General features: G+C 42.7%; 26 protein-coding genes. 19 read left to right on the forward strand and 7 right to left on the reverse strand.

Going from position 1 to position 25987, the window contains the following annotated elements; translation table 11 throughout:
- Positions 1–609 precede the first annotated feature (609 nt).
- Positions 610–1665 carry a sulfotransferase gene (locus tag F6K53_RS06510; protein WP_293067605.1) on the forward strand — a complete coding sequence of 352 codons (1056 nt, stop codon included), beginning with the start codon at positions 610–612 and terminating at the stop codon, positions 1663–1665.
- Between the two features lie 161 nt (positions 1666–1826).
- Here F6K53_RS06510 and F6K53_RS06515 read toward each other — a convergent pair whose 3' ends face one another.
- Positions 1827–3392, reverse strand: coding sequence for an NAD(P)H-quinone oxidoreductase subunit N (locus tag F6K53_RS06515; RefSeq protein ID WP_293036863.1), 1566 nt, complete (start codon positions 3390–3392; stop codon positions 1827–1829).
- Positions 3393–4081: 689 nt separating this feature from the next.
- On the opposite strand from F6K53_RS06515, the gene topA reads away from it, so the two are divergent.
- A complete protein-coding gene (gene topA / locus F6K53_RS06520) occupies positions 4082–6760 on the forward strand; it encodes a type I DNA topoisomerase (protein WP_293080179.1) in 2679 nt (892 codons plus the stop codon).
- A gap of 92 nt (positions 6761–6852) precedes the next feature.
- On the forward strand, positions 6853–8343 hold the full coding sequence (locus tag F6K53_RS06525) for a tetratricopeptide repeat protein (RefSeq protein ID WP_293080182.1): 1491 nt from the start codon (positions 6853–6855) through the stop codon (positions 8341–8343).
- A gap of 66 nt (positions 8344–8409) precedes the next feature.
- Here F6K53_RS06525 and F6K53_RS06530 read toward each other — a convergent pair whose 3' ends face one another.
- The 3 genes from F6K53_RS06530 to F6K53_RS06540 all read right to left on the reverse strand — a co-directional run bounded on the left by F6K53_RS06530 (position 8410) and on the right by F6K53_RS06540 (position 9686).
- Positions 8410–8535: a hypothetical protein gene (locus F6K53_RS06530; RefSeq protein WP_293080185.1), complete on the reverse strand. Its 126-nt coding sequence runs from the start codon at positions 8533–8535 to the stop codon at positions 8410–8412.
- 48 nt (positions 8536–8583) lie between these two features.
- Positions 8584–9027, reverse strand: coding sequence for a DoxX family protein (locus F6K53_RS06535; RefSeq protein WP_293022242.1), 444 nt, complete (start codon positions 9025–9027; stop codon positions 8584–8586).
- A gap of 122 nt (positions 9028–9149) precedes the next feature.
- The gene (locus F6K53_RS06540) at positions 9150–9686 is read right to left on the reverse strand and encodes a hypothetical protein (RefSeq protein WP_293022244.1); all 537 of its coding nucleotides are present in this window, start codon (positions 9684–9686) and stop codon (positions 9150–9152) included.
- Positions 9687–9886: 200 nt separating this feature from the next.
- On the opposite strand from F6K53_RS06540, the gene F6K53_RS06545 reads away from it, so the two are divergent.
- The 16 genes from F6K53_RS06545 to F6K53_RS06620 all read left to right on the forward strand — a co-directional run bounded on the left by F6K53_RS06545 (position 9887) and on the right by F6K53_RS06620 (position 23044).
- On the forward strand, positions 9887–10843 hold the full coding sequence (locus F6K53_RS06545) for a YihY/virulence factor BrkB family protein (protein ID WP_293022246.1): 957 nt from the start codon (positions 9887–9889) through the stop codon (positions 10841–10843).
- A gap of 292 nt (positions 10844–11135) precedes the next feature.
- Positions 11136–11612 carry a DUF4112 domain-containing protein gene (locus F6K53_RS06550; RefSeq protein ID WP_293067587.1) on the forward strand — a complete coding sequence of 159 codons (477 nt, stop codon included), beginning with the start codon at positions 11136–11138 and terminating at the stop codon, positions 11610–11612.
- A gap of 46 nt (positions 11613–11658) precedes the next feature.
- The gene (locus tag F6K53_RS06555) at positions 11659–11988 is read left to right on the forward strand and encodes a CU044_2847 family protein (protein ID WP_293067584.1); all 330 of its coding nucleotides are present in this window, start codon (positions 11659–11661) and stop codon (positions 11986–11988) included.
- Positions 11989–12013: 25 nt separating this feature from the next.
- Entirely contained in the window at positions 12014–12877 is an 864-nt protein-coding gene (locus F6K53_RS06560; protein WP_293067581.1) for a trypsin-like peptidase domain-containing protein, read from the forward strand.
- Positions 12878–12892: 15 nt separating this feature from the next.
- On the forward strand, positions 12893–13894 hold the full coding sequence (locus F6K53_RS06565) for a hypothetical protein (RefSeq protein ID WP_293067578.1): 1002 nt from the start codon (positions 12893–12895) through the stop codon (positions 13892–13894).
- Positions 13895–13897: 3 nt separating this feature from the next.
- Complete coding sequence (locus F6K53_RS06570; protein ID WP_293022251.1) at positions 13898–14863, forward strand: MoxR family ATPase; 966 nt, start codon at positions 13898–13900, stop codon at positions 14861–14863.
- A 595-nt stretch (positions 14864–15458) separates the two neighbouring features.
- The gene (locus F6K53_RS06575; protein WP_293080188.1) at positions 15459–16511 is read left to right on the forward strand and encodes a VWA containing CoxE family protein; all 1053 of its coding nucleotides are present in this window, start codon (positions 15459–15461) and stop codon (positions 16509–16511) included.
- Positions 16512–16516: 5 nt separating this feature from the next.
- On the forward strand, positions 16517–18199 hold the full coding sequence (locus tag F6K53_RS06580; protein WP_293067572.1) for a formylglycine-generating enzyme family protein: 1683 nt from the start codon (positions 16517–16519) through the stop codon (positions 18197–18199).
- A gap of 82 nt (positions 18200–18281) precedes the next feature.
- Positions 18282–18440: a hypothetical protein gene (locus tag F6K53_RS06585; RefSeq protein ID WP_198953946.1), complete on the forward strand. Its 159-nt coding sequence runs from the start codon at positions 18282–18284 to the stop codon at positions 18438–18440.
- A 3-nt stretch (positions 18441–18443) separates the two neighbouring features.
- On the forward strand, positions 18444–19055 hold the full coding sequence (locus tag F6K53_RS06590) for a transposase (RefSeq protein WP_229415184.1): 612 nt from the start codon (positions 18444–18446) through the stop codon (positions 19053–19055).
- A gap of 67 nt (positions 19056–19122) precedes the next feature.
- On the forward strand, positions 19123–19698 hold the full coding sequence (locus tag F6K53_RS06595; protein ID WP_293080191.1) for a hypothetical protein: 576 nt from the start codon (positions 19123–19125) through the stop codon (positions 19696–19698).
- A 55-nt stretch (positions 19699–19753) separates the two neighbouring features.
- Positions 19754–19933: a hypothetical protein gene (locus F6K53_RS06600; RefSeq protein WP_293080194.1), complete on the forward strand. Its 180-nt coding sequence runs from the start codon at positions 19754–19756 to the stop codon at positions 19931–19933.
- Positions 19917–20804 (forward strand): formylglycine-generating enzyme family protein, encoded by an 888-nt coding sequence (locus F6K53_RS06605; protein WP_293067562.1) that lies wholly within the window; start codon positions 19917–19919, stop codon positions 20802–20804. Before F6K53_RS06600 ends, F6K53_RS06605 begins: the two co-directional genes overlap by 17 nt.
- 324 nt (positions 20805–21128) lie before the next feature.
- Positions 21129–22235 (forward strand): exostosin, encoded by a 1107-nt coding sequence (locus tag F6K53_RS06610; protein ID WP_293067559.1) that lies wholly within the window; start codon positions 21129–21131, stop codon positions 22233–22235.
- Between the two features lie 369 nt (positions 22236–22604).
- Positions 22605–22778 carry a helix-turn-helix transcriptional regulator gene (locus F6K53_RS06615; protein ID WP_293040798.1) on the forward strand — a complete coding sequence of 58 codons (174 nt, stop codon included), beginning with the start codon at positions 22605–22607 and terminating at the stop codon, positions 22776–22778.
- A gap of 65 nt (positions 22779–22843) precedes the next feature.
- A complete protein-coding gene (locus F6K53_RS06620) occupies positions 22844–23044 on the forward strand; it encodes a hypothetical protein (protein ID WP_293061586.1) in 201 nt (66 codons plus the stop codon).
- On the opposite strand, the gene F6K53_RS06625 is transcribed toward F6K53_RS06620, so the two are convergent.
- The 3 genes from F6K53_RS06625 to F6K53_RS06635 form a co-directional block, all read right to left on the reverse strand.
- Positions 23006–23419, reverse strand: coding sequence for a DUF433 domain-containing protein (locus tag F6K53_RS06625; protein WP_293080197.1), 414 nt, complete (start codon positions 23417–23419; stop codon positions 23006–23008). The two genes, F6K53_RS06620 and F6K53_RS06625, sit on opposite strands and share 39 nt — an antisense overlap.
- Before the next feature lie 268 nt (positions 23420–23687).
- Positions 23688–25505 carry a DUF262 domain-containing protein gene (locus F6K53_RS06630; protein WP_293067553.1) on the reverse strand — a complete coding sequence of 606 codons (1818 nt, stop codon included), beginning with the start codon at positions 25503–25505 and terminating at the stop codon, positions 23688–23690.
- Positions 25506–25678: 173 nt separating this feature from the next.
- The gene (locus tag F6K53_RS06635) at positions 25679–25909 is read right to left on the reverse strand and encodes an addiction module protein (RefSeq protein WP_293067550.1); all 231 of its coding nucleotides are present in this window, start codon (positions 25907–25909) and stop codon (positions 25679–25681) included.
- Positions 25910–25987: the final 78 nt, after the last annotated feature.

Consider the following 25987-nt stretch of genomic DNA (forward strand, 5'->3'; position numbering starts at 1 on the left):
AGCGATTCGGGCAAAGCCCGACGCTACGCGAACACCAACGAATCCTAGTCCGAGTGCGGGCATAAGCTGAGCTTTTAAAGATCCCGTTCTTGTAGGCTTTCGAGAACTTCTGTCAGGCAGTCAGGATTCAACGACACAGAGAAACCCTAAAGGTTTGGCAAATAAACTAAAAATCCTGCAGTCCTGGTGCATGCTGTATCCTAAATCTACTGCTGTAATCCCTTTTTGGCTCACAGTTATAGCGCTACGCGCAAGTTAGAAGTCAGAAGTCAGAAGTCAGAAGTAAGCTAGGACTAGGTTTCGGAGTTTACAAATGTCCTAATCTTAATGGGTAGTGCTATACTAGACTAGGGCTATCTATTGGAGTGGGAATTAGATAGTCAAAAGCTGATAGTGAGTTCCGTTGCTACTTATCAGTATTGGGTGTTCATTAATTGAAAATAAAAATTTAAAATTGGCAATTAACAGTTTTAAATTAACTCAAGCTAATTAAGCATAGTATAAGTAATCAACTGAACTCCATAGGACAGATCAGCTAAGCAAGCTGAGACAAGTCAAGGTGCTATATTGATCAAGTTTAAAAATAAACTCTACCTTCATCGACACACTATGGAATCTTTGTCTCAACAAAATCAGCCACTTTTTATTTTTGGGATGGAACGTTCTGGAACAACGCTTTTGCGGTTAATGCTGACCGCTCATCCTGATTTTTGTATTCCTCCTGAAAGTCTGTTTTTTGTTAATCTGGAGCCAAAATACGGTTCATCCCAAGACTTAAGCCATCAAATCGATAACTTCTTGACAGATATCTACGCTGATCGAAGGTTTCGGGAGTGGAACATTGACCGACAGCAGTTGCGAGAAAATTTGACAGCTCAGAAACCACTGAATTATTCAACAGCAGTCGCCACAGTTTATCAAACCTATCTACAGCAGTTTGATGGTCAAGCAGGTTGTTGGGGAGATAAAAATCCTGAGAATATCTATCATATTCAGACCATTCTCAAGTATTTCCATAATTCCAAATTAATTCTAATTATCCGAGATCTCAGAGCAATCTATGCTTCCCTAAAACGAAAGGAGCTTAAATTTGCCAAGACTTGGAAAGAAAGCTGTATCGCCAATGTGGTAGCGACAACCCAACAATGGCAACATTTATTCCAGGTTATTAAACACTATCAAAATGACCAGCGGCTCTATATCCTCTTCTACGAAGACTTAGTGATCAATCCAGAAGAAGAACTCCAGGGAATTTGTGATTGGCTAGGGGTATCCTTTAGCGAATCCATGCTGGAGTTTAATCAAAAAAATGCTCAAAAAAACTTGGTAGCGACCGGTGAGTTAGGATGGCACGTCAAGACCTTTCAACCCGTTAGTAGCGATCGCATTCAGGCTTGGAAACAGGAACTTAGGGATTCAGAACTATCAGTCTTGGAGATTCTGAATTATAAAACCATGCTCAATCTAGGCTATGAATGTATTCCTAAAACGTGGCAATTTGACAGGTTACTCAAGTTCTACGCAGATTATTCTCAGTACATCTATTGGAAACTGTCTAAAGCTAATCTTCAACCAGTGATAGGGAAAATCCGTGAAGCTTTAGTAACTCTCAAGACATTGCAATTATCCATGACCAGAAATCTCTCCCAAAACTCGATCCAATGAGTAAAAGGGATGCAGCAAGGGAACAGGGGGTTTCTGGCACTAGTGTTTTAAATCAAGATAAAGCCTGACTTTCAAGTCAGGCTAACTCAGTCAATCTAAAATATTTTGTTAGCGCCCTATCCTACAGGAAGGGGCGCTTCGGGTCTATGGCTCTGAGCACTTCAATTATCAGCACTCATGAATGAAACCTGATCCCCTTGAGGCAGCTGAGTAGTAATCACCGCCTGTTGCAGTATGGGGGTTTTAACAACAGAATCATTGGCCAAAGAAAACAGCGGATTGGACAAAATCCCTGCCAGAGAGGTCGCAATTAACGACATCACTAAACCGACCTGTAACGGACGCATACCGGGTAAACTCCAGCGAATTTCGGGATAATTCTTCACCACATCCGACATTTCTTGAGGTTCCTTCACCACCATCATCTTGACCACACGGATGTAGTAGTAAATCGAAACCACACTAGTTAGCAAACCTATTAACACTAAAGTATACAATCCTGCTTGCCAACCAGCCCAGAATAAATAGATTTTACCAAAGAATCCAGCAAAGGGTGGAATCCCACCTAAAGACAGCAAACAAACACTTAAAACCAAAGTCAGCAGTGGGTCTTTGTGATAAAGACCAGCATACTCACTAATTTGGTCAGTACCAGTGCGTAGGGTAAACAGAATGACACAAGCGAAAGCCCCTAAGTTCATAAACAAGTACACCAGCATGTAGAAAATCATGCTAGCGTAACCGGCTTGGGTCCCAGCAATTAGACCAATCATCACAAACCCAGCCTGAGCAATAGAGGAATAGGCTAGCATCCGTTTCATGCTGGATTGAGTGAGGGCAACCACGTTACCCAAAATCATACTTAGGATAGTCAAAGCAGTGAACACAAAATGCCACTGATCGCTTAACAATGGGAAAGCAGTGATCAGTAGACGAATTGCTAGAGCAAAGCCAGCGGCTTTAGAACCAACTGAGAGAAACGCTACCACTGGGGTGGGAGAACCCTCGTAAACATCAGGAGTCCATTGGTGGAAAGGAACTGCTGAGATTTTAAAAGCAATACCAGCGATCGCAAACACCAAGGCAATCAGAAGACCTAGGGATTGACCGGATTCTAGGTCAGCAACTCCAACAGCGATCGCACTCAACTGTATTTCTCCCCCAGATAACCCATATAATAGGGAGACACCATACAAAAACACGGCTGAACTGGCTGCTCCAATCAGCAAATATTTCAACGCGGCCTCATTGGAACGGGGGTCACGCTTCATGTAACCCGTCATCAGGTAGGAGGAAATACTGAGGGTTTCAAGGGATATAAAAATCGTGACCAGCTCCGTCGCCCCGGACAGGAACATCCCTCCTAAAGTAGCCGTGAGCAAAATGCCAATAAATTCTGCCAAGGATGTACCCGACTGCTGCACATAACGAATTGACATCAAAATCGTTGACACAGTCGATAGGGCAATGATGCCACGAAATGCCACACTCAGGGTGTCACCATTAAATTCCCCAAAGAAGGCGATGGGATTTGCAGCATCCCATTGGAAGTACAGGGCAACTATGGCAGCAAGTAGACCCCCAATGGCTACATAGGAAATAGTTTGAGCAGACTTTTTCCCAGCAATCAGGTCAATGATTAACACTAGCAAGAGGGTAATAACTACAATTCCCTCTGGCAAAATTACCCCAGCATTCAACTGGGCGGCAAGATTGGCAAAATCCATAGGCTTTAATGATATGATCTATGGTTATTTCAGTATCCAGATTAACTTTCTTATCATATCGGTGATTGTAGCTAGTTGAGCAAAGGGCTTGTATGGCTTGGAGATTGGACAAAGGAGAATTCAGTATTTATGCCGTTTCACTGCCCTCTGTGCCACGGTAAGGTGAGACTAGCTATGTCGTACACCGGATCAATGTTACCGTTGAAGGCAACGAACGAATTGTTTACAAATCTTTGAGCAGCAGTTATAGGAATTGGGATCGGGGTGTACTTAGGGTGTTAACGGTGCTCTATTGGTTAGCCATCACTACATGAGCTGTTCGTGGTTTACCTCTAGATAAAGATTATTTCTGGCACAATCCGAAAAAGTAGGGTCTACTGCTGAAGCGCATATTAAGTAGCCCTTAAATCCCCGTACCTATGGTCGAGTTGCCTCACTCCCTTTCCCACACAGTTGCCCCTTGTTCGTGTTAGCCTGCGACACAAGTAGCGTACTGTAGAAATTAATAGGCAAGCTTATACTGCCATCAGGGGGTTCTACGTTAATGCTGGAAAACTATGCTGGAACACGATGCTGGAAAACCATACCCACACTCAGTAGGGGGGAAGTATACTGGCTTACTCCCTCGACCTTTGACAAATAGTATTTAAATTAGACTATTCAACACCGCCGCTATTGTTGAAACTCCGATGACAACCCTTGTAATTGTCGAATCTCCTACTAAAGCTCGCACCATTCGGAACTACTTACCTTCTGGTTACCAGGTCGAAGCCTCCATGGGTCACGTCCGTGATTTACCTCAATCAGCTAGTGAAATCCCCGAAAAATACAAGGGGGAAAAGTGGGCTAAGTTTGGGGTGAATGTGGACGCTGACTTTGAACCGCTTTACCTGGTCCCTAAAGACAAGAAACAGGTTGTCCAGCAGCTAAAAGCAGCTCTCAAAGATTCTGATGAACTGATTTTGGCTACGGATGAAGACCGAGAAGGGGAAAGTATTAGTTGGCATTTGTTACAAATCTTAAAGCCCAAAGTGCCAACTAAGCGGATGGTATTTCACGAAATCACTAAGGATGCTATTCAAAATGCCCTACAAAACTGCCGTGAGATTGATGATCAGGTGGTAAGAGCTCAGGAAACAAGGCGGATTCTTGACCGACTCGTGGGCTACACCCTCTCACCCCTGCTGTGGAAAAAAGTGGCTTGGGGCTTATCAGCTGGTCGGGTACAGTCTGTAGCAGTACGGGTGTTGGTAACTCGAGAACGGCGACGCCGTGCCTTCCGCAAGGGCACGTATTGGGATTTGAAAGGGATTCTAGAAGCAGGAAGTGCCTTTGACACTAAGCTAGTAACCCTGGATCAGGTTAAAATTGCTACCGGTAGTGATTTCGATGCCAATACAGGTGACATTATCCAAGGTAGGCAGGTCAAATTGTTGAGTGAAGTGGAGGCTAAAGCACTCAAAGACAACCTGTACGATAAAGTCTGGACGGTTACTAATTTACAAGAACGACCTGTTACTAGGAAACCCTCACCCCCCTTTACTACCTCCACCCTGCAACAGGAGGCCAACCGGAAACTGGGACTATCGGCTCGTGATACGATGCGGACTGCCCAGAGTCTGTATGAAAAGGGTTTCATTACCTATATGCGTACAGACTCAGTACATTTGTCTGAACAAGCGATCACAGCAGCCCGTAGCTGCGTTGAACAAAAATACGGGGCAGAGTACCTTAGCCCCAAGCCGAGAAAGTATACCACTAAGAGCAAAGGAGCTCAAGAAGCTCACGAAGCCATTCGTCCAGCAGGGAGTACATTCAAAACTTCTCAAGAAACGGGATTAAGCGATCGCGAATTTAAAGTCTATGACCTGATTTGGAAGCGTACCGTTGCTTGTCAAATGGCGGATGCTCGACAAACTCAAATTGTGGTTGATTTGCAAGTGGAAAATGCCGGATTTCGGGCTACCGGTAAGCGCATTGACTTCCCAGGTTATCTCAGGGCTTATGTGGAAGGGTCTGATGACCCCAACGCTGCTCTAGAAAACCAGGAAGTGATTCTGCCAGCTTTGAAAGTCGGAGATCATCCTAACTGTAGAGAACTAGAAGCTATCGGTCACGAAACCCAACCCCCAGCCCGTTACACGGAAGCGACTTTGGTCAAAACCTTGGAACAAGAGGGGATTGGTCGTCCCAGTACCTACGCGAGTATTATTGGTACTATCATTGACCGAGGCTATGCTCAGAAACTGAAAAATGCCCTTGCTCCCACCTTTACGGCGTTTGCGGTTACTAATTTGCTCGAACAAAACTTTCCCGACTTGGTGGACACGAGCTTCACGGCCAAAATGGAGCGTACCTTAGATGACATTGCCAATGGAGCAGCCCAATGGCTTCCTTACCTGCAGAAGTTTTATTTGGGGGAAAAGGGTCTGGACAACCAAGTCAAAGAACGGATTAATGAGATTGACCCGATTGTTGCCCGTACTGTTGAACTCGAAGACCTCGATGCTAGAGTCCGCATCGGGAAATTTGGTCCCTATGTCGAAGTGGACAATGGCAATGGTGTATTTACTGCTTCGATTCCCCAAGACCTCACCCCAGCTGAACTAAACATTGAGCAGGTTCAGGTACTGATTCAGCAGAAAATGGAGGGGCCAGAGAAATTGGGAATACACCCGGAAACTGGTGAACCAATTTATATCCTGAATGGCAATTATGGTCCCTATCTACAGCTAGGTGACGTAACAGAGGATAAGAAGAAAAAACCCAAACGTGTCTCCTTGCCTAAGGGGGTAAAGAAGGAAGATGTACACCTAGAAATGGCAGTCGGTCTCCTAGCACTCCCCCGCCTTCTCGGTCCTCATCCGGAAACAGGCAAACCGGTTAAAACCGCAATCGGACGCTTTGGTCCTTATGTTGTCCATGACCAAGGGAAGGAGGGCAAAGATTACCGCTCCCTCAAAGCTGAGGATAACGTCTTGACAATTACCCTAGACCGTGCATTAGAGCTCCTGGCACAACCTAAGAGGACAAAGGGCGGTTCTCGCAGCAAGACTAAAAAACCCTTACGGGAACTAGGGGTTCATCCTAAAGATGGCGAGCCAGTCAATATCTATCAGGGTCCCTATGGCATATATGTGAACCATGGCAAAGTTAATGCCTCTCTGCCAGAGGGAACATCCATGGAGGAGTTAACCTTAGAAACTGCCTTGGAAGTCATAGCAGCTAAGGCGTCATCGGGTAAATCTGGTCGCAAGTCCAGTAAATCCACTACTTCCACCAAAAAGAAAACCACTGGGAAATCCACCAAGAAGACTACTAAGAAAACAAAAGATGATGACCAACAGGGTAAGTCAGAGAGTGAATAAGTAATTTTACTTGCTGACAAACTGATTAAACTCGGGATATATATAATAAGGTGTGAAAACACAATTGTCAAGTGGAAACTAGGAAGTTTGAATTGAAGCAAAAACTCTTATCCTTTATTCATGTTCCTTCATCCTTCCTGCTGACCACTGCCTCTTTACTCATTTCTCTGACATTCCCCCTTTCGCCTATTCTTGCTCAAGACGAAACTAGCCTTGACCAAACTAGTCTTGACCAAACTAGTCTTGACCAAACTAGTCTTGACCAAGTCACTCCACCCCAGCAGCTCTATGTTAAAGGTCGCCAACAGTTAAGTACAGGTCAATTACAAGAGGCTTTAGAGAGCTTCCAGAAGTACCTAGAACTTAAACGAAACATTGGCGATCGCTATCAAGAAGGAGTAGCGCTATATTTTATTGGGTGGGTTCATGATGAACTTGGTCAATATCAGTTAGCACGGTCGTTCTTTGAGCAATCGTTAGCAATTGATCGAGAATTAGGCGATCGCACCGGGGAAGGGAGTACTCTTAATAATTTGGGGTTAACGTATTCCAACCTAGGGGACGATCAAAAGTCCCTAGAATTCTATCAACGAGCCTTAGCCATCTACCGAGAAGTGAGCAATCGTGGCTACGAAGGCAGGACTCTCCATAATTTGGGGAATATATACTATAAGCTGGGTCAGGACCACCAGTCCCTGGATTACTACCAGCAAGCTCTCGATATCTATCGAGAAATACTGGATAAATCGGAAAACAATTCTTTAGTGTCACAGGCAGACCAAGGAACACTGCTTAATAGCCTAGGGTTAGTTTACCACCGTCTAGGCAACCACGAACAGGAACAGTTGTCCTATCAGGAAGCCTTGACTATTGCCCAGGAAGTAAGCGATCGCATTTCAGAGGGAATGCTTCTGAATAATTTAGGTATCGCTTACCATCGCCTAGGAAAGTACGAACAAGCATTCTTAACCTACCAACAAGCCCTAGTGATTCATCGGGAAGTGGGTTCAAAAGCTGGGGAAGCATTTACCTTGAGGACTATTGGTGCTGTACTGGCGGCACAAAACCAGCCAGAACTAGCGATTATTTTTCATAAGCAAGCAGTCAATGTATATCAGTCCCTGGGGCAAGATGTCACTAAACTGTCTCAGGAGAAACTGTCTCAGGAGCAAAAGCAGTCCTATAAACTCAACTTGGATAATGCCTATCTAAGTTTATCTGAGTTGCTGCAGCAACAAAAACGGGTGCAGTCGGCGCAACTGGTGCTAAATTTATTCCCAGTGCCAGAACAAAAAGACGATTTGTCTAATCAGGACAAGACTCAAACTAGGGTTCACGAAAAAATACCATACTTACCTGAGGAGGAGCAAATCAAAGCAGGCTATGAGGATATTTTACAGCAGCAGCTTTCCCTGAGGAAACAACTCAATCAACTGATTACTATTCCGATAGCAGAAAGAACTCCTGTTCAGCAAGACCGTATTCTTGAGTTTAGGCAAAAGGAGCAGCAGCTGACCCAGGAATTTCTGCAATTCCTCAACAGTTCTGAGGTTAAAAAGCTAGTGACACAGTTGAGGAAATAGAGTGTGGGGAGAGGGGGTAGTGTGGAGAGAGAGGGGAGAGCACAAGAGTGTGGGGAGAGGGAAGAATTAGTTTGGGATTAATTTGGTATCTTTAAATACTTTTTTTCTCATTGTTTTGATGTAAAAGCTCATCTTACTTGCCATCTCCCCATCTCCCCATCTCCCCATCTCCCCATCTCCCCATCTCCCCACACCTCCCACACCTCCGACACTTCCCTATCTTTCCAGACTCCCGACTCCCTAAAACCGAGATCGACGTAAGATTCTCCGCCAGCCATTCTTTAATGACAAGGGGAACTGGATTCGATCCCAGACACTGCGGTTATCAAAGCTAACTGGTCCTGAACCAAAGGTTGCTACCATCAATAATCCACCGATTAGTCCTAGATTTTTCAGAAATTGAATTTCTTGCATTTGATTAGAGAAATCTGTGTGAAAAATCAAGGTGGTGGGAATTAAAAATCCAATTAGCGCTAATGCTCCCCAACGAGCTTTATAGCCTAGTAATACGGATAATCCACCCCCCAACAGTATAATGATGGTGGGAATAATCAGTATACCGGGAACCCCTTTGGATTCCATCAATTGTTGAGTATATGTTGGGTTAAATAGTTTATCGATACCAGATTTAATAAAAATAGCACAAAGGCATATCCGCCCTAGGAGTGGTATGTATTTTTTCATGATTTTCAGGTTTTTTTATCAGCGCTATAACGCTATATTATAGGAAATGGAAAAGCTGAAGCTAAGCTATCAGCTATCAGCTATCAGCTATCAGCTATCAGCTATCAGCTATCAGCATATGCTTACCAACTATCTTCATTGTCGAAGCTGGGGAGATCGGGAGATGGGGAAGACTCGCTCACGGTAACCTCCTCTACCTGGGACGGTTTACTCTTTCTTTCCTTAGCCAGTTGCTCAACAGTATCACTAATCACAACCGTTAAGTTTTCCCGGGTTTGAGCATGGTTGGCTTGCTCAGTCTTTAAGGCATCAATTAAGCGATCGCGTTCTGCCATGACCGACTTAAGGGTTGCCCTTAATTCCTCAACCGTTTGCAGTTGTTCCAGATTCTGCTCAATACTCGATACCTTCTCCAGTTGATCTGATTTGAGTTGAAATCCGTCTTGTTGTAATTTTTGCAGTTGAGCCTTGAGAGTTTCGATTTGCTCTTGAGCGAGTTGGCTTTCTATACGCCTTTGCTGAGCTTCAGTATTATATAACTGACGCCAATGAGCTGCACTTTTATCCGCAGCCTGGCACTCTTTAATGCTATCGGCCAGCTGCTGCTTCAGTTCCTTGATTTGGGCTAACCATTCGGTAAGCGACCCATTGTTGCTCATCAACAACTACTCCATCGGCTATGGCACTGATCAAATAAAATATAATCAAATTTAATCACGGTTGAGGGGGTGTGGTTAACGGTCAACTGTCAATAAAATAGTAAAGTGTGTCGATTGAACTACTGAACACTAGTAATGGGCAAACTATAGGTAAAATTGGCAAATTAATTCATAGCAAGCCCCTGTAGAAATCAGAACCTATGCTATCTAAGCGTTTTTTTCTTTTCTTCCGTTTCTTTGGTTACCTGAATCTGGTAACCCTCAGGGAGACTTTCACCCGTGCGATGGAACGTCGCTTAATGGGTCTATCTGCTGAAATGGCATATAACGCCATGTTAGCTCTGTTTCCAGCAATTTTGGCAATTCTGACAGCGATTGGCTTGTTTGAATATTCCTTACAATTAACCTGGTACCACCACCCTCCCGAGCTGAGTGAAGTGGCACAGAATGAAGCTCTGAGAATGATGAAGGAAGTGGGTCCGGCTCAGGCACTGGAGCCGATTGAGAAATTTACCGAGCAGATTCACCTCAGCACCAATAGCAGTCTATTTTCCCTGAGTTTTATCATAGCCATTTGGGTATCTTCTGGGGCACTGAGTGCAGCGATGAATGCCCTTGATCACATCCACAACATTCCCCGAGAGCAACAACGACCCTTTTGGAAAGCTAAGTTGATTTCTCTGGGCTTAACCATTGGTAGTATCATACTGCTGGTGATTGCCTCTTTTTTGGTATTTATCAGTCACTGGGTGCTAAAAACAGTCGTTGATACGAGTGGATATTCAATCTTGTTGACACTATGGAGTATGTTGACCTGGCCCGTAGCCTTGAGTATGGTGGCGGCATCCTTTGCCTTTATCTATCGCTACGGACCAAGCCGTTGGCAGATCGGAACACCGATATTGCCAGGAGCAGTTTTAGCAGCCATTTCCTGGGCAGTGGCTTCAGGGTTGTTTCGGCACTACGTTGGTGCCAATTTCACCAATTACAACAAAGTCTATGGTACTGTAACAGCTGTGATTATCTTACAGGTTTGGCTTTACATGACTTCTCTGGTACTGTTATTAGGGGACCAGTTGAATGTGATAGTAGGAGAAGCAATACAAGCATCCCATCGGAGACCTAGACCAAGAAAATTAGCCAAGGCAAAAAAATAATCATATGAGCTGAAACACTTTTGAGAATTAAGAATTGAGAATTGAGAATGAAGAATTGAGAATGAAGAATGAAGAATGAAGAATGAAGAATTAAGAATGAAGAATTAAGAATTAAGAATTGAGAATTAAGAATTAAGAATTAAGAATTAAGAATTAAGAATTTACCATTCTGCCTTATCCGTTCAACATTCAACATTCAACATTCAACCTTCAACATTCAACCTTCAACCTTCAACATTCAACCAAACAACCTTCAACATTCAACCAAACAACCTTCAACCTATTAAACCCCATGAGGAATGATCGCAAAACATCGACCTTAAGGCGTGTACGTCGGGTAAGCTACCTACTGGATAATGCTATTCCTATCCCTGGAACACGTTATCGGATTGGTTTAGATCCCATCATCGGTCTGTTACCAGGGGGTGGTGATTTTGTGGGAACTATCATTTCATCATACATTGTGGTAGAAGCAGCACGACTGGGAGTGTCTCGATCTACTTTGGTGGAGATGGTGCTAAATATCCTTCTTGAAACAGTTACTGGGTCTGTACCGGTCTTAGGGGATCTGGTGGATGCAGCGTGGAAGGCAAATGTAAAAAATGTTGAGCTGTTAGAGAAAGAATTAAATGTATCATCATCAGCACCACAAAAATCCGATTGGTTGTTTCTGATCTTACTGTTGTCAGGGTTGGCTGTAGTTTTGGTAGTTGCTGTGGGGATTAGTCTTGCGATCGCAGCCTGGGTGATCAGGACAATTACTAGCTGATCAACAATGTCTGGGGTTGCTGAATGGAAGTAAAAAGACACAAACTATGGCAGAAAAACAATTAGCGCAATTTTCCCTAGCGGATGGAACTACATTTTTGGTAGAAGTGGAAAAACCAGAAAGCCGTGGTATTGAGCGAGTCAGCCTGGGAGGAAAACAAGTCCTCAAGGCACGGCAGACCTTTGAAGAAGCTCTAGATCAAATCAAACCGGTTGCTTCTGCGGTGATCACCAAATTGCGCGACCTCAACCAACCCGCCGATGAAGTGGAAGTAAAATTTGGTTTGAAATTAACGGCGGATGCGGGAGCTGTGTTTGCCTCTGTGGGTGGCGAAGTGAGCTATGAAATTACCTTAAAATGGAGTAATAAGAATTAGGCCAAGTAGAGGATAAATTAAATCAATGGATATTAATGGCCATAAGACATCAATTATTCGGCTCTTTAATAAATACCAAGAACTAGTTGGTATGGGCTTTTTGGTATCGGAACACTATGCCTTAACCTGTGCTCATGTCGTAGCAGAGGCATTGTTAATTGATAGCACGACACAGAGCCGCCCTGAGGGAGAAATAAAGGTTAATTTTCCTTTACTTAATTCCAAAGATAAATTTCCGGCGAGGGTTGTTTGCTGGCATCCTGTATCCCCTTTAGAAGATTCCGAAGAAGCGATAGAAGATATTGCTGTTTTGAAGCTTGATAACCTTCCTGCTTCTGCTCACCCGACTCGCCTGCTGTTATCGGAAAATCTTGCAACTAATCCATTTACAGTATTTGGCTGTCCAGCAGGAGTTCCTAATGGGGGTTGGGCAAATGGGGTATTGTCAGAACAAAATGCTAAACAATGGATTCAACTGGAAGATACTAAGGTAAGTGGATACGCGATTGAACCAGGATTTAGTGGTTCTCCGGTTTGGGATGAAAAATTACAGGGAGTGGTGGGGATGGTAGTTGCCGCAGACCGCAAGCGAGAAACGGCAAAAGTTGCGTTTATGATTCCGACACAAATTTTATTCAAAGCTTGGTCACAGTTGGAGTCAATTGTGATCCGAACTCAGGAAATAGAAAAGCCAGTTAAGCCAGGTTTGTTACCTGCTAAGAAAAAGTTTCTCGAACAACGAAAGAGAGAGTTGGAAGAAAACGTCGAAGCGGTCAGAAAGCAAATGGGGTTTACGTCAGATTTAGATAAATCTCGAAATTTGGAACAAAAAATAACTTTCTATTTTGAAAAAATAGAAGAAATTGACAGAGAGCTTGGGGGTTTTTAGATAAAAATTTCAAAAATGACAACTAGCACAGAAATCGAAAATCTACAAAAAATTTGTAATCTATGGAATCAACGCATTGAAGATGTCATAAAAGAGATGAGTTTCACTTCAGAGCTGGATCAGCTGGAAAATTTAGATAGAAAGTTTCAGTACTACTCTGAACAACTCAAAAAGTTCGAGAATAAACTCAATTTATTAAAAACTAAGAGCGATTCCTCCGCTAGTCCTAATCCACAACATACTATTTCTAATAAAATATCTAAAATTAACTTCCATAACCAAAAAAAAATCGTCAATTATATTCTAGACAATTGTTTAGGTGAACAAGGAGGCTTGGCTTTATTTTTACTTGACAATACCTCCTTGATGCGAGGAGATTTATGTGTTGCAGAAATTCAATACTATCTTAGTAGCAAAAGTTATGGTAAACTTAAGTATTGTCCTATAGACCCCTTCTTAAGACCTGATATTTCCGATGAGCGAAGTTTGCTAAATGCGATCGCGGATTATTTTAAGCCAATTGAACCTCATCCCAATGATCAACAATACATCCATAAAATTATTGAGAAGATCGGTGACAGTGTACAGGGAGGAAGCATTGTTTTTTTTTATTTTACCAATTGGGATTCTCTTACCGAAAATGACGATAGACTTTTATCTTGGTTTATTGAGTATTTTTGGAAGTCTTTGAAGCAAAAACATCAAGATATTTCCCAGGATTACTCTTGGGTTAAGTTTTTGTTGTTTTGTTCTATAAGTTCAATCATCCCTGAATCTTATCAAAAGCTGAGTTATTGTTGTAATTACAACGATTTTGATAGTTTAAAAATAATCAAATTGCCTTTGAGTAAATGGAAAGAAAGTGATATTGATCATTGGCTTCAACAAGTCTATGGATTATCTAAACCAAAAAGCAAAAAAATAGCCAGAACAATTTATAAATCATCTAATCGTGGTATTCCTAGTACAGTTTGCTCAAAATTAGAACAATATTTAGCTAAATTAGTAAAGGAATAGTTAATGAATCCTCCTAAATACATCTTCCAGGGCAATCCAAAACATCGACCTAAACAATGTCATCCAGATTCTCCCACAGAATTAGAACCCTATATTGCAGACAGCGAATTAATTGAAGCCGTAAATTTGGCAATTTTCCTCCAAAGACCCCTGTTAATTGAAGGAGAAGCGGGATGTGGTAAAACCAGATTAGCAGTAGCAGTGGCTTATGAATTAGGGTTGCCCTTTTATCGCTGGGATATTCGCTCAACCACGAAAGTCCAAGAGGGATTATATGAATACGATGCGATTTTGCGCTTGCATGATGTCCAAACCCAAAACTTAACCCCGTCTATTAATCCGAAAACTGGACAACCGAGAAATCCTCAAGAACCAAAAGATTACCGTGAACTAGGTCCCCTGGGAAAAGCCTTTAAATCCCACGACTATCCGGCAGTGTTGCTAATTGATGAAATTGACAAGGCTGATGTAGATTTCCCCAATGATTTACTGTCGATATTGGATAAACCTTGGAAATTTTTTATTCGGGAAACAGGAGAAACGATAGAGGCTAATCAAGAGCAATTGCCAATTATCATTATTACCAGTAATAAAGAAAAAGGCAGTCTCCCCTCTCCCTTCTTACGCCGCTGTTTATATCACTATGTGCGTTTCCCTAGTCAACCGGAAGAGTTAGAGAAAATTGTCAAGGTTCACTATCAACAGAAACAGAAACCAGAGACCATGGCAATGCCCAAATCTGATTTAGTGACGACTGCGATCGCTAAATTTTTAAAGATACGAGAGGATAAAAGTCTTTTTAAACCTCCGGGGACCAGTGAGTTTCTGGATTGGCTGGCTGCCTTACATCACTTTAAATCGGAACCCTATGCTGTGACTAAACTCCAGCAAGACAATACAATTCCCTATCGAGATTTAGTCTTTAAATTGCGGCAAGATTGGCAAAATCCCAATTATGCAGGTTCATGATACCAATTTCCTTTAATGAGGCTACAGATCAGATCCCCCCTAGCCCCCCTTGAAAAAGGGGGGAACTGGAGTTAAAGTCCCTCTTTTTAAAAGGGTAAACTGAAGTTAAAGTCCCCCTTGTTAAGGAGAACTGGAGTTAAAGTCCCCCTTGTTAAGGAGAACTGGAGTTAAAATCCCCCTTGAAAAAGGGGGGAACTGGACTTAAAGTCCCTCTTGTTAAGGAGAACTGGAGTTAAAATCCCCCTTGTTAAGGAGAACTGGAGTTAAAATCCCCCTTGTTAAGGAGAACTGGACTTAAAGTCCCCCTTGTTAAGGAGAACTGGAGTTAAAATCCCCCTTTAAAAAGGGGGGAACTCGACTTAAAGTCCCTCTTGTTAAGGAGAACTGGAGTTAAAATCTCCCTTTAAAAAGGGGGAAAATCGACTTAAAGTCCCCCTTTAAAAAGGGTAAAACTCGACTTAAAGTCCCCCTTTAAAAAGGGGGGAACTCGAATTAAAGTCCCCCTTTAAAAAGGGGGGAACTCGACTTAAAGTCCCCCTTGTTAAGGGGGATTTAGGGGGATCTTCTACGTGTTACACTGTCTTATGAAATTGGTATGACTAACGTTAATCCCCACCCTCTGTTAACTCGCCTGTTTTACCGGTTGCGCCGGGATGGGTTTGCTTTGGGAATTAATGAATATTTAGCTGCCTTACAAGCTATGGAGGGCGGCTGGGGAGTGCAGGATGCTAATGCTCTCAAAAAACTGCTGCGATCGCTTTGGTGTCATTCCCTAGCCCAACAAGACCATTTAGACGTCATTTTTCGTTCCATTAGCGCAGAAGAAAGCCAAGAGAAGGCAAAACCAAGGGAAATTCCCTCAGAATCCCCCGAATCATCGTCCTCCCCTAAGAATCCTCCTCCTGTTTCCCCTGGGGAACAAGTTCCATCGATGGTAGACTCTCCGACTCCAGTTCCTGAATTATCCTTACTGCCGGTCAAATCATCAATCAATTTATTAGAACACACAGAAGACTGGGATTTCCAAGCTTATTATCCCATTTCTCGCAGGTATATGGTTTATAGCTGGCGTTATTTGCGGCGGATGGTGGCAGATGGTAGAGAAGATGTTCTGGATGTGGAAGGGACAATTGCCAAGGTCTGCCAACAGGGATTTTTTTTAAAGCCGAAATACAGCCGACGGGAGCAAAATCACGCTGATTTGCTCTTGTTGCTAGATCAGGAAGGCTCCATGACTCCCTTTCACCGCTTTACGCGAGATTTAGTCGAAACCGCCCAAGACGAAAGTAATATCCATCGGGTGCGAGTGGGCTATTTCCACAACGTTCCCGCAGAGTATGTTTATAAAGACCCTTATCTAACCGAAAAGGTAAAGTTTGAGTGGATTTTGGCAGAGTCTGATGGGGATACCAGTGTTTTAATTGTCAGCGATGGGGGAGCAGCTCGTGGCGATCGCCGTTCCGAAAGATTTTCAGCAACGGCTGAAGTTTTGTGGCACATTAGACAGCATACCAAGTTAATTGCCTGGTTGAATCCCGTTCCCTCTGAACGCTGGCAGGGAAGCACTGCCCAATTTATCGCTCATTTAGTACCAATGTACCCTCTGGATCCTCATGGGTTAAATCAAGCGATCGCACAGATTCGTTAAGATCTATGACAACTTCCTCATCTGACCAATTAACCGAAGAAATAGCCAAGCAACAAGTTGAACGGTTTGTGGCCAGGTTTGAACCCAACTATCGCTATCTAGCTTGTCATTGCGCTTTGCCCTTGGTCTTGACTCCGGAATTGGTCAACTATATCCGAGTGCAATTTTTACTCAACGAGGAAGTGCCTTGGATAGCAGAAGCGGATTTACTGTTGTCGGAGTTGTGCCGTCCAGTTGGTTATGAATTATATGCCATGACTCCGGCAGTACGGTCTCATTTATTGGCACAATTTGAAACAGAAGAATTTCAGCACAAATTTGGTACAAATCGCCTCAAATCCGTTGCCCAATTGCTGATGGACTACGTGACTTATTTAATGGGAACCCATCCCCCTAGCCGACAGGGAGAATTCCAGGCACAACAATGGGCAGCCATGGTGTATTTAGATCAACATCGCACTCAAGCAGAAGAAGAGATTGCTAAAGCCCTACAAGGATTGGTTAACCGAGGAAAAAATGGACAGGCAGAATTAGCCCGATTACAGCGTTTAATTCAAGAATTTAGACCCCAGTTGAGTCAATATGACTCCTTAATGAAATTTGCTGAATCCCTGGGAATCTGGCTCAACGGTAAAATTCCCCCTGATGCTAGTCAATCCTATGGTGTTCATGGGGTAAACCTTAGCCTTAATCAAGTCACTCAGCTTGAAGGTTTTCCACCCATGCAAACCTTTGAATGTGAGGTGGTAATCATTGGGCTGGGAGCAGAAACAGAGATATTCCCAGAGATTGAGCTAGAACCTTTTGAGTTTGAAGTGGCAACTATTGAGTTGAAACCAACACCCTGGTGGTTCACAACAAAAATAGAACCAATCATCAAGAGTCATCAGCAACAAGCTGATGGTTTTACCGAAGACTTAGGTAATGGAGTTGACCTAGAGATGGTAGCCATTCCTGAAGGGAGCTTTATAATGGGTTCCCCAGAAACCGAAGAGGGGCATAGAGACAGTGAAAGTCCCCAGCATCAAGTCGCGGTTAAATCCTTCTTTATGGGTAAATACCCAGTGACCCAAGCCCAATGGCAAGCCGTGGCCGCCCTAACCCAAGTCAACAGAGAACTTAAACCCAATCCATCCTATTTTAAAGGGGATGACCGACCTGTAGAGAGAGTCTCCTGGGATGATGCGGTGGAATTTTGTGAGCGGCTGTCTGAGTATACCAAACGCCCTTATCGCTTGCCCAGTGAAGCCCAGTGGGAGTATGCCTGTAGAGCCGGAACAACGACTCCGTTTCATTTTGGTGAGACAATTACAACCGACCTAGCTAACTATGATGGCAACTATACTTATGGCTCTGGTTCCAAAGGCAAATATGTTCAGGAAACAACCCCAGCGGGTAGTTTTGGGGTAGCCAATGACTTTGGACTCTACGATATGCATGGGAATGTGTGGGAGTGGTGTGCAGACCATTGGCACTCAAACTATAAAGGTGCGCCGACAGATGGCAGTGCCTGGGAAGATGAGTCTATAAATAATAACGATAATGATAATATATCCCGGCTGTTGCGGGGCGGTTCTTGGCGCAGCGACCCTGGATTCTGCCGTTCTGGGTCTCGCCCCTTCTATGATCCGGTCCTCAGGCGCAGCGGCAGCAAGTTTGGTTTTCGTGTGGTGTGTGGGTGTGCGTAGAACCACTGGCAAGATGCCAGTTCCACTTGTAGAATCACTGGCAAGATGCCAGTTCCACAATTAATCATATATCACTGGCAAGATGCCAGTTCGACAATGGATATGTGAAGAGAACTTAACCAAACCCAACCGAGCTTATGAAGCACCAATCAGCGGGAACAGGCTTCGAGGCTGTCTTAAGGCAACATTAATGATTATAACTAGCAAGATGCTGGCAGTAACATACTCTGTAGAAATGTAACTAATGACTACCCCCAACCCTCTATCCTCTGGGGCAAAGGCTTCCAGGCTGTCTCAACCGAATATTAATGATTATGACTGGCAAGATTATCGTTCAATGAATTATACCAGTTATACCAGTTTCAGAAAGTCTCCAAATATTAAAATTAGCAAAAGAAATCTTCCTCACTGGGAATTAGCAGGAGCAATTTACTTTGTGACTTTTAGTACTTGGCAAAAGCTAGAGTTGACCCCAGAAGCCAGACAGGTAGTTCTAGATTCCTGTTTATTCTTCAATAACCAAAGGTACAAAACCTATGCTGTTGTAATTATGCCAGATCATGTGCATTGGTTAATGCAGCCTTTACCAAAATCAGATCAGAAATATTGGACCTTAGGTAGTATTATCCACAGCATTAAAAGCTATAGTTCTAAACAAGTTGCTAAAGTAATGAATCATATCGGTATTGTTTGGCAAGACGAGCGATATGATCGCATTATGCGAGATGAAAGAGAATTTTTAGAGACATGGAACTATATCAGAGAAAATCCTGTAAAAGCTAATTTATCTGAGATTGCTGAAAGATATCCTTTCTTCTGGCAAATGGATAGTGTAGAGAAGTCTTCTGTAAAATAATCTATGGTGGAACAGGCTTCCAGCCTGTGTCAAGAACTGTGTGTGTGGTGGAACAGGCTTCCAGCCTGTGTCAAGAACTGTGTGTGTGGTGGAACAGGCTTCCAGCCTGTGTCAAGAACTGTGTGTGTGGTGGAACAGGCTTCCAGCCTGTGTCAAGAACTGTGTGTGTGGTGGAACAGGCTTCCAGCCTGTATCAAGAACTGTGTGTGTGGTGGAACAGGCTTCCAGCCTGTGTCAAGAACTGTGTGTGTGGTGGAACAGGCTTCCAGCCTGTGTCAAGAACTGTGTGTGTGGAACAGGCTTCCAGCCTGTATCAAGAACTGTGTGTGTGGAACAGGCTTCCAGCCTGTATCAAGAACTGTGTGTGTGGAACAGGCTTCCAGCCTGTGTCAATTGGTGGAACAGGCTTCCAGCCTGTGTCAATTGGTGGAACAGGCTTCCAGCCTGTGTCAAGAACTGTGTGGTGGAACAGGCTTCCAGCCTGTATCAATCTCCATCAAACAATAATCTTAGTCACTGGCAAGATGTAATCATCTTGGTCACTGGCAAGATGCCAGTTCCACAATTAATCATATATCACTGGCAAGATGCCAGTTCCACAATTAATCATATATCACTGGCAAGATGCCAGTTCCACAATTAATCATATATCACTGGCAAGATGCCAGTTCCACAATTAATCATATATCACTGGCAAGATGCCAGTTCCACAATTAATCATATATCACTGGCAAGATGCCAGTTCTACACAAGATGCCAGTTCTACACAAGATGCCAGTTCTACACAAGATGCCAGTTCTACACAAGATGCCAGTTCTACACAAGATGCCAGTTCTACATCAGTTAAACAAAACAATAGTGATGGCACAAACAAGTAAAGAACAACAGCAATCAAAACTTAATATAAAACGCCATCGGCGACAAATTCAGTACTTTGCTGAAGACTTGGGAAATGGTATCACCTTGGACATGGTTGCCATCCCCGGTGGTACTTTCCTCATGGGTTCCCCAGAAACAGAAGAGGGGCATACAGATAGTGAAAGTCCCCAGCATCAAGTCACCGTTAAATCCTTCTTTATAGGCAAATACCCAGTGACCCAAGCCCAATGGCAAGCGGTCGCTGCCCTAACCCAAGTCAACAGAGAACTTGAACCCGATCCATCCCATTTTAAAGGGGAAGACCGACCTGTTGAGGGAGTCTCTTGGGATGATGCGGTGGAGTTTTGTGAGCGGCTGTCCCAGTATACGAAACGCCCTTATTGCTTGCCCAGTGAAGCCGAGTGGGAGTATGCCTGTAGAGCCGGAACAAGTACTCCGTTTCATTTTGGCGAGACGATTACTACAGAGTTTGCTAATTACAATGGAACAGATGATCAAGAGGGTCGTTGGAAAGGATCTTATGGTAATGGGCCATTAGGGATTTATCGTAGAAAAACCACCCCAGTAGGAAGTTTTGGACTAGGCAATGACTTTGGACTCTACGATATGCATGGGAATGTTTGGGAGTGGTGTGCAGACCATTGGCATGATAACTATGAAGATGCACCGACAGATGGCACTGCCTGGCAAGATGAACCGGATAGTAATAATGAAAATGATAATAAACATCGGCTGTGGCGGGGTGGTTCCTGCTACACCTTGCCTAAAAACTGCCGTTCTGGGTCTCGCGGCGTCTTTAATCCGGGCTTGAGGCACCTCGTCGGCAATATTGGTTTTCGTGTGGTGTGTGCCCAGGAGTGGACTCAGTAACCCTATGCCCTTTTCCCTCTGTAGAACAGGCTTCCAGCCTGTGATAGGCAGGCAAATTTTTTGGTATGGCAGTTGAAGTAACGGTTAAGACATATTTCTGCTGCGAAGCTCCGTATTCCCTAAGAACTTTCAAGACTAAATAATTTGGCAAAAAGGCATGGATATAGCCTAAAAGTGTGATTTAATGACGTCTAAAGTGTTAGAGGGGTTTTTTAGCTATTAGGTGAGCTTGACCTTGGCGAATTAAATTCACCACGGGTCGCACCTGAGGTACACAGGATTTTTTCCCTGTTCCCTATTCCCTGTTCCCTAGAGCCTAAAATTATGACGTTGAAAATTTTCTGTGACCAGAACTATCTCCCAGAGGGCATGACCTATGAGGCAATTCTATATCCCTTTTGGGGCAAACCTCCAGAAAATCCTGAGGATCCCATTAGTAGTTGTTTTGACCACTATGTAGAGATTGGAAAGTCTCTATTTAAGATGTCGTCTCTGGAGGAAGCAGATATTGCTATTGTACCAGTTAATTGGGCACTATGGAATTCTGAATTGGAAGATAAAGCCAGACAATTAGCAGAAAACGTTAAATTAGCAGGCAAGCCCTTAATCAGCTTTTTTGGTGGGGCTTCTTCCCATCTTAACTTACCGATTGAAAGTGATTTTGTATTCCGTCACTCCCTCTATCGCTCCCTGAGAAAAAACACCGATTTTACCCTACCTCACTGGAGCGAAGACTTTGTTGAAAACTATCTTGACAACAAAATCAATATCCGCCAAAAACGCTTAAAACCTGTAGTTGGTTTCTGTGGATATGCCGTCAAACCAAATACCAAAACCAATTTAAACGTTTTCTGCTCTAGAGTCAAAAAGAATGTCTTGAACTCGAAAACTAGTATCCCTCCCTATAATTGGGGACATGTGTTAAGACGTCGAGCCCTAGATATCTTAGGCAAAGACCCTAACATAATCACAAACTTTTTGATTAGAGAAAGCCCAGTTTTCTTAAATCAACCGGATTTCAAGTTGAAGCAAAAGCATCGGCTGGAATTTGTGTATAACTTAATAGACAGTGACTATATCTTCTGTTGCCGTGGCTCAGGAAACAATTCCTTTCGTTTCTATGAAGCATTGTGCTGTGGCAGAATTCCAGTTCTTGTAGATACCGATTGTGTGCTTCCCTACGACTTTGACATTGATTGGAAGAAATACTGTGTTTGGATAAAGGAGAATGAACTTCATTTAATTGGCGATAAAATTGCTGAGTTTCACGACAATCTATCATCCCGGGAATTTGTAGATTTACAGTATGAGTGTCGCCGGATTTGGAAAGAACGAGTATCTCCAGAAGGGTTCTTTAGTAATTTCCACCGTCATCTGCCTATAGCAAAGGGAACAGGGAATAGGAAACAGGCAACAGTAGGGTGCATCTGATATAGCGCTACGCGCAAGTCAGAAGTTAGAAGTCAGAAGTCAGAAGTCAAAAGTAAGCTAGGACTATGTTTCGGAGTTTAGGAGCGATGCAGCGCGGTCTTGGGGGTTTCCCCGGAGACAAAACCTTAGATAGTGGAGCCTTTATAGTTAGCAGGTTATGCAGAAAAGGGTTAAATATTTTTTAATAAGGCGACCCTATCTTACGGTAAATTCAAACCACTCGCGCTTTGCATCAAGACAATGTCAAACATCTAAATGCGTAGTGCTATTTTTGTAAAAAAGAAGGGAAGTGTGGGGCGGGGGCGCGGGAATTTTATTATAATTTTTGCCTAATTTCATAAAAGAGAAACTACTAGGTAAGTTTGCACCATGAAAGTCACAACTAAACTAGCACAATTAAGAGCTAATTACGGAAATATCAGTTACGAAGAAATTTCTGAATCTACGGGAATCGATCGGCAACAATTAAGGGAACTAGAAAATGGAGAAGCGAATGCGATGAAGCGTTCGCAAAGCGTGGCCTACGGCCTCAGCTTCCGCTAAGAGCGAACGCTTTCACTACCCTCGCTCAACTCTGTGCTTTCTTTCACTGTAGTCCCAACGATTTATTGATAGTAGACTGGGAGGGGGAAGAAATAGCCCCACCTACTGCTGAAGAAATAGAGAAAGCTTCACAGATAATCAAACAGGCATTTGCCCGTGCTGAGGCGATGCCACCCCGTTCTCCGGAGGAAATTTGGGATAGTTTTGAAGGGACTATCGAGGGAATTTCATCGAGAAAATTGACGCTTGATTTTCCAGGCTTTTAATTTAGCGCGAACCGCTTCTTGTCCAGGTAAGGGAGGTTTTTTAGCAATCTGCTCAAAACGCTCCCGATTTTTTTCTTCCCAATAGTCTCGAATCTCTTGAGCTATCTTCAAAACGGTTTGATACTCCGCTTCTACTTCCCTACGGTGATTATCAATATAGGATAAGGCTGCATCAAGTTGCTCATCAGTTATAGAGAGCCAGTTTCCTATTAATTTGGGTGTCCATCCGGCCTCAAGATGGCCGATGATATCATAAATTGTAATGCGCGTACCTGCTATTGTCAGTCCCCGTTCTGTACGAATAATGGCGGCTTCGCAATTTTGGTGATCGGATACTGGAGTCATGCTCACTTCAGGTGTAGGTTTTGCTTTCATTGTATCTGACAAATAATGTTTAAACCTTGCTGAATCAAGATATGAATATGAGTGGGGTGGGCATCCTGCCCGCCCGGAAAATGAAACGGGCAAGATGCCCGTTCCACAGCAAGATGCCTATTCCAGAAAACTATTAAAATTATCCTGCATTTATGCAACACCCAATTAATTTTTTCCTTACTGAAGAAGGGAAGCGCAATCACAGACTGAACCTATGATAGAAATAGTATCTGTAATTTATAATGTTTAATTGAGATTGCAAGTACTCTCAAGCTTTGTGGAATCGTCTAAATAAATCTGGGAATTCTGTAGGCATAACCTCTTCAACGTTTGACCCAATTCGCTGATAGTATTTGTCGCCATATATAACAGGGTCTCTGCTTGCGCTTAGGCTGAATATGATTACGTCTTTCTCGTAATAACGCACTAGTTTAATATTTCTACCAATATTATTTTGTAAAGACTCTTCAATAGGTTGAGATTTAACTTTTTGTACTAACCATTTGAAAAAGTTATCAAGATTGTCTTTCAGCCTTTCAGCTTCATGACCTATGCCAGTAATTTTGAAGTTTTTATAGTTTCTACTTTCAATACCATATAGTTCCTCAATTCTTCTGGCATCCCTATCAGTATCGGCTACACCAACACACACATAACCAGTTGCCTTAGGTAAGGAATTAGCCATTGCAGTGAGGGTTTTTATAATCTTTTTAAAATTATCGTGATCAAATTCTCCTTTTCCATCTAACTTTGTAAAGCCTTGCTTAAAATCATACAAAGTCTGCTCAGTTTTAGATTGTGTGAGTAATGTCTCAAACTCGATAAGCCAATTATCAGTAGCAGGATCAATCTTTTCTCTCTTCCTGAAAGCATCTCTAATGATGCCTTGCACTGCTCTTATGTTATGAGTCTTGTTAATCGCACTCCACGTACCACCTCTAGTTATATCGATATGTTTTCCGATATTCTTTAGCTTTTTTGCTAGTTTTGCATAGTCGGCAACTTCCATCTTATCAATAAACATTAATTCATACAAACTTAGAAAAATAGTTTGAAAGTATCGAGGAGAGGTTTGAGGACTTGGATCTAATATAAGTTCATTAAATTTTAGACCACATTCATCTAATATTTTGCGAATTTGATCGTAGACTTTAAGAAATTGTTCTTTGATACGTTCAGGATTTTTTTTCTGAATTGTAGTTTCTATATCATCCTTTCTATAACTTGGCTTTAATCCATAATATTGATCTAAAACTTCAGAGCTGCTTTTTGAAACATCTTTATCTTTATCTTTAAATAAGGCTATATATGCAATAAGATCAGCTACTATCTCTTCATCTTTCGATTCTCTAACCATTTCTTTGTTAATAATATTGTTTCTTACCCAAAAAATATCGTCAACTTTTATTCCGTAATCTAAGTTTTTATTTGTAATACTTATATATTTCATGTCATTGAGAAGCAAGATATCTGAAGCAGATGTATCACTTCTTATTTCACTAGATAAAGTTCTCACTAAATCAGGAAAATAAGCAGTTGCTCCAGCAGCTCTTAGCTCCTGTCTAGAAAGATATCTTCCGTTTGAGTTAATTCTTCTAAATATTTCATCAACTTTTTCTTCATCATCAAATGAGTAAACAGAGATAGGCAGTATATAGCTAGCAATTATTTCACAAAAACTCCTCTCTAGAATAGGTTCCTTCTGGTTTAATAAACCTTTGTCGAGACGAGATTTAGACTCCACCATTGTTGCCAGGTCAAAGTACTTGTCATCAATATCGAACTCGCCTTCGATGAAAGAAGTAATCGCATTTAGCCTTTGCATGCCATCTATAATTTCAAAGACAGCAGATTGTTCTCTTTCAGTCTCGGCCAGCAAAATGATAGGTACTGGAAAGCCTTTGAGAATCGAATCTATAAACGCTCTTTTTTCCTCGATTGTCCAAACAAGCTTTCTCTGATATCTTCTATTTACATAGAAAATCTTGTTTATGTAAAAGTTGTAAACTCTTTGAATACTTTCACTTCTTATAGAAAGTTCTCTTTGAACAGAAGAAGCAGGAATATTAATTGGCGAATTAGACATAGCCTAAAGTCCTACCTTGAAACTTGATTAAGTATATATGGCACGTGGCACAGGAAATACCCAACTCTAGGTTAGCTAGGGTTGATGATCGAAAGGACTACTGTTGTTATTTAGCTTTCAGCACCCTTGAACTCTGTTATAGCACTACCAGGCTGCTGGGTGAAAGACATATTTCATGGCTCCAGAAGTCGCCTCACTCTAGCTAACCCTTCCTCTCCAGGAATAGGCTGAAGCATACCACTTCGGATTTCATCTCGACGCTTCTTAGCTTCACCTACCCAAAGTGTTTGCAGTTTCTCGTCTACATCAAACTCAAGACTTTCAACCAGCTTCTCTGCCAACAATGCTCTCCATGCACTGGGCAAAGATAAAGCTTCTTTGATTACTTGCTCAACAGAGACCATAATTTATATCAACTCCGGTTGAATACTGATCATAAAAGTGTGGGGAGATCGGGAGATGGGGAGATTTTTATTAAGGGG

The organism is Moorena sp. SIO4A1 (genome assembly GCF_010672065.1).
GTDB lineage: Bacteria > Cyanobacteriota > Cyanobacteriia > Cyanobacteriales > Coleofasciculaceae > Moorena.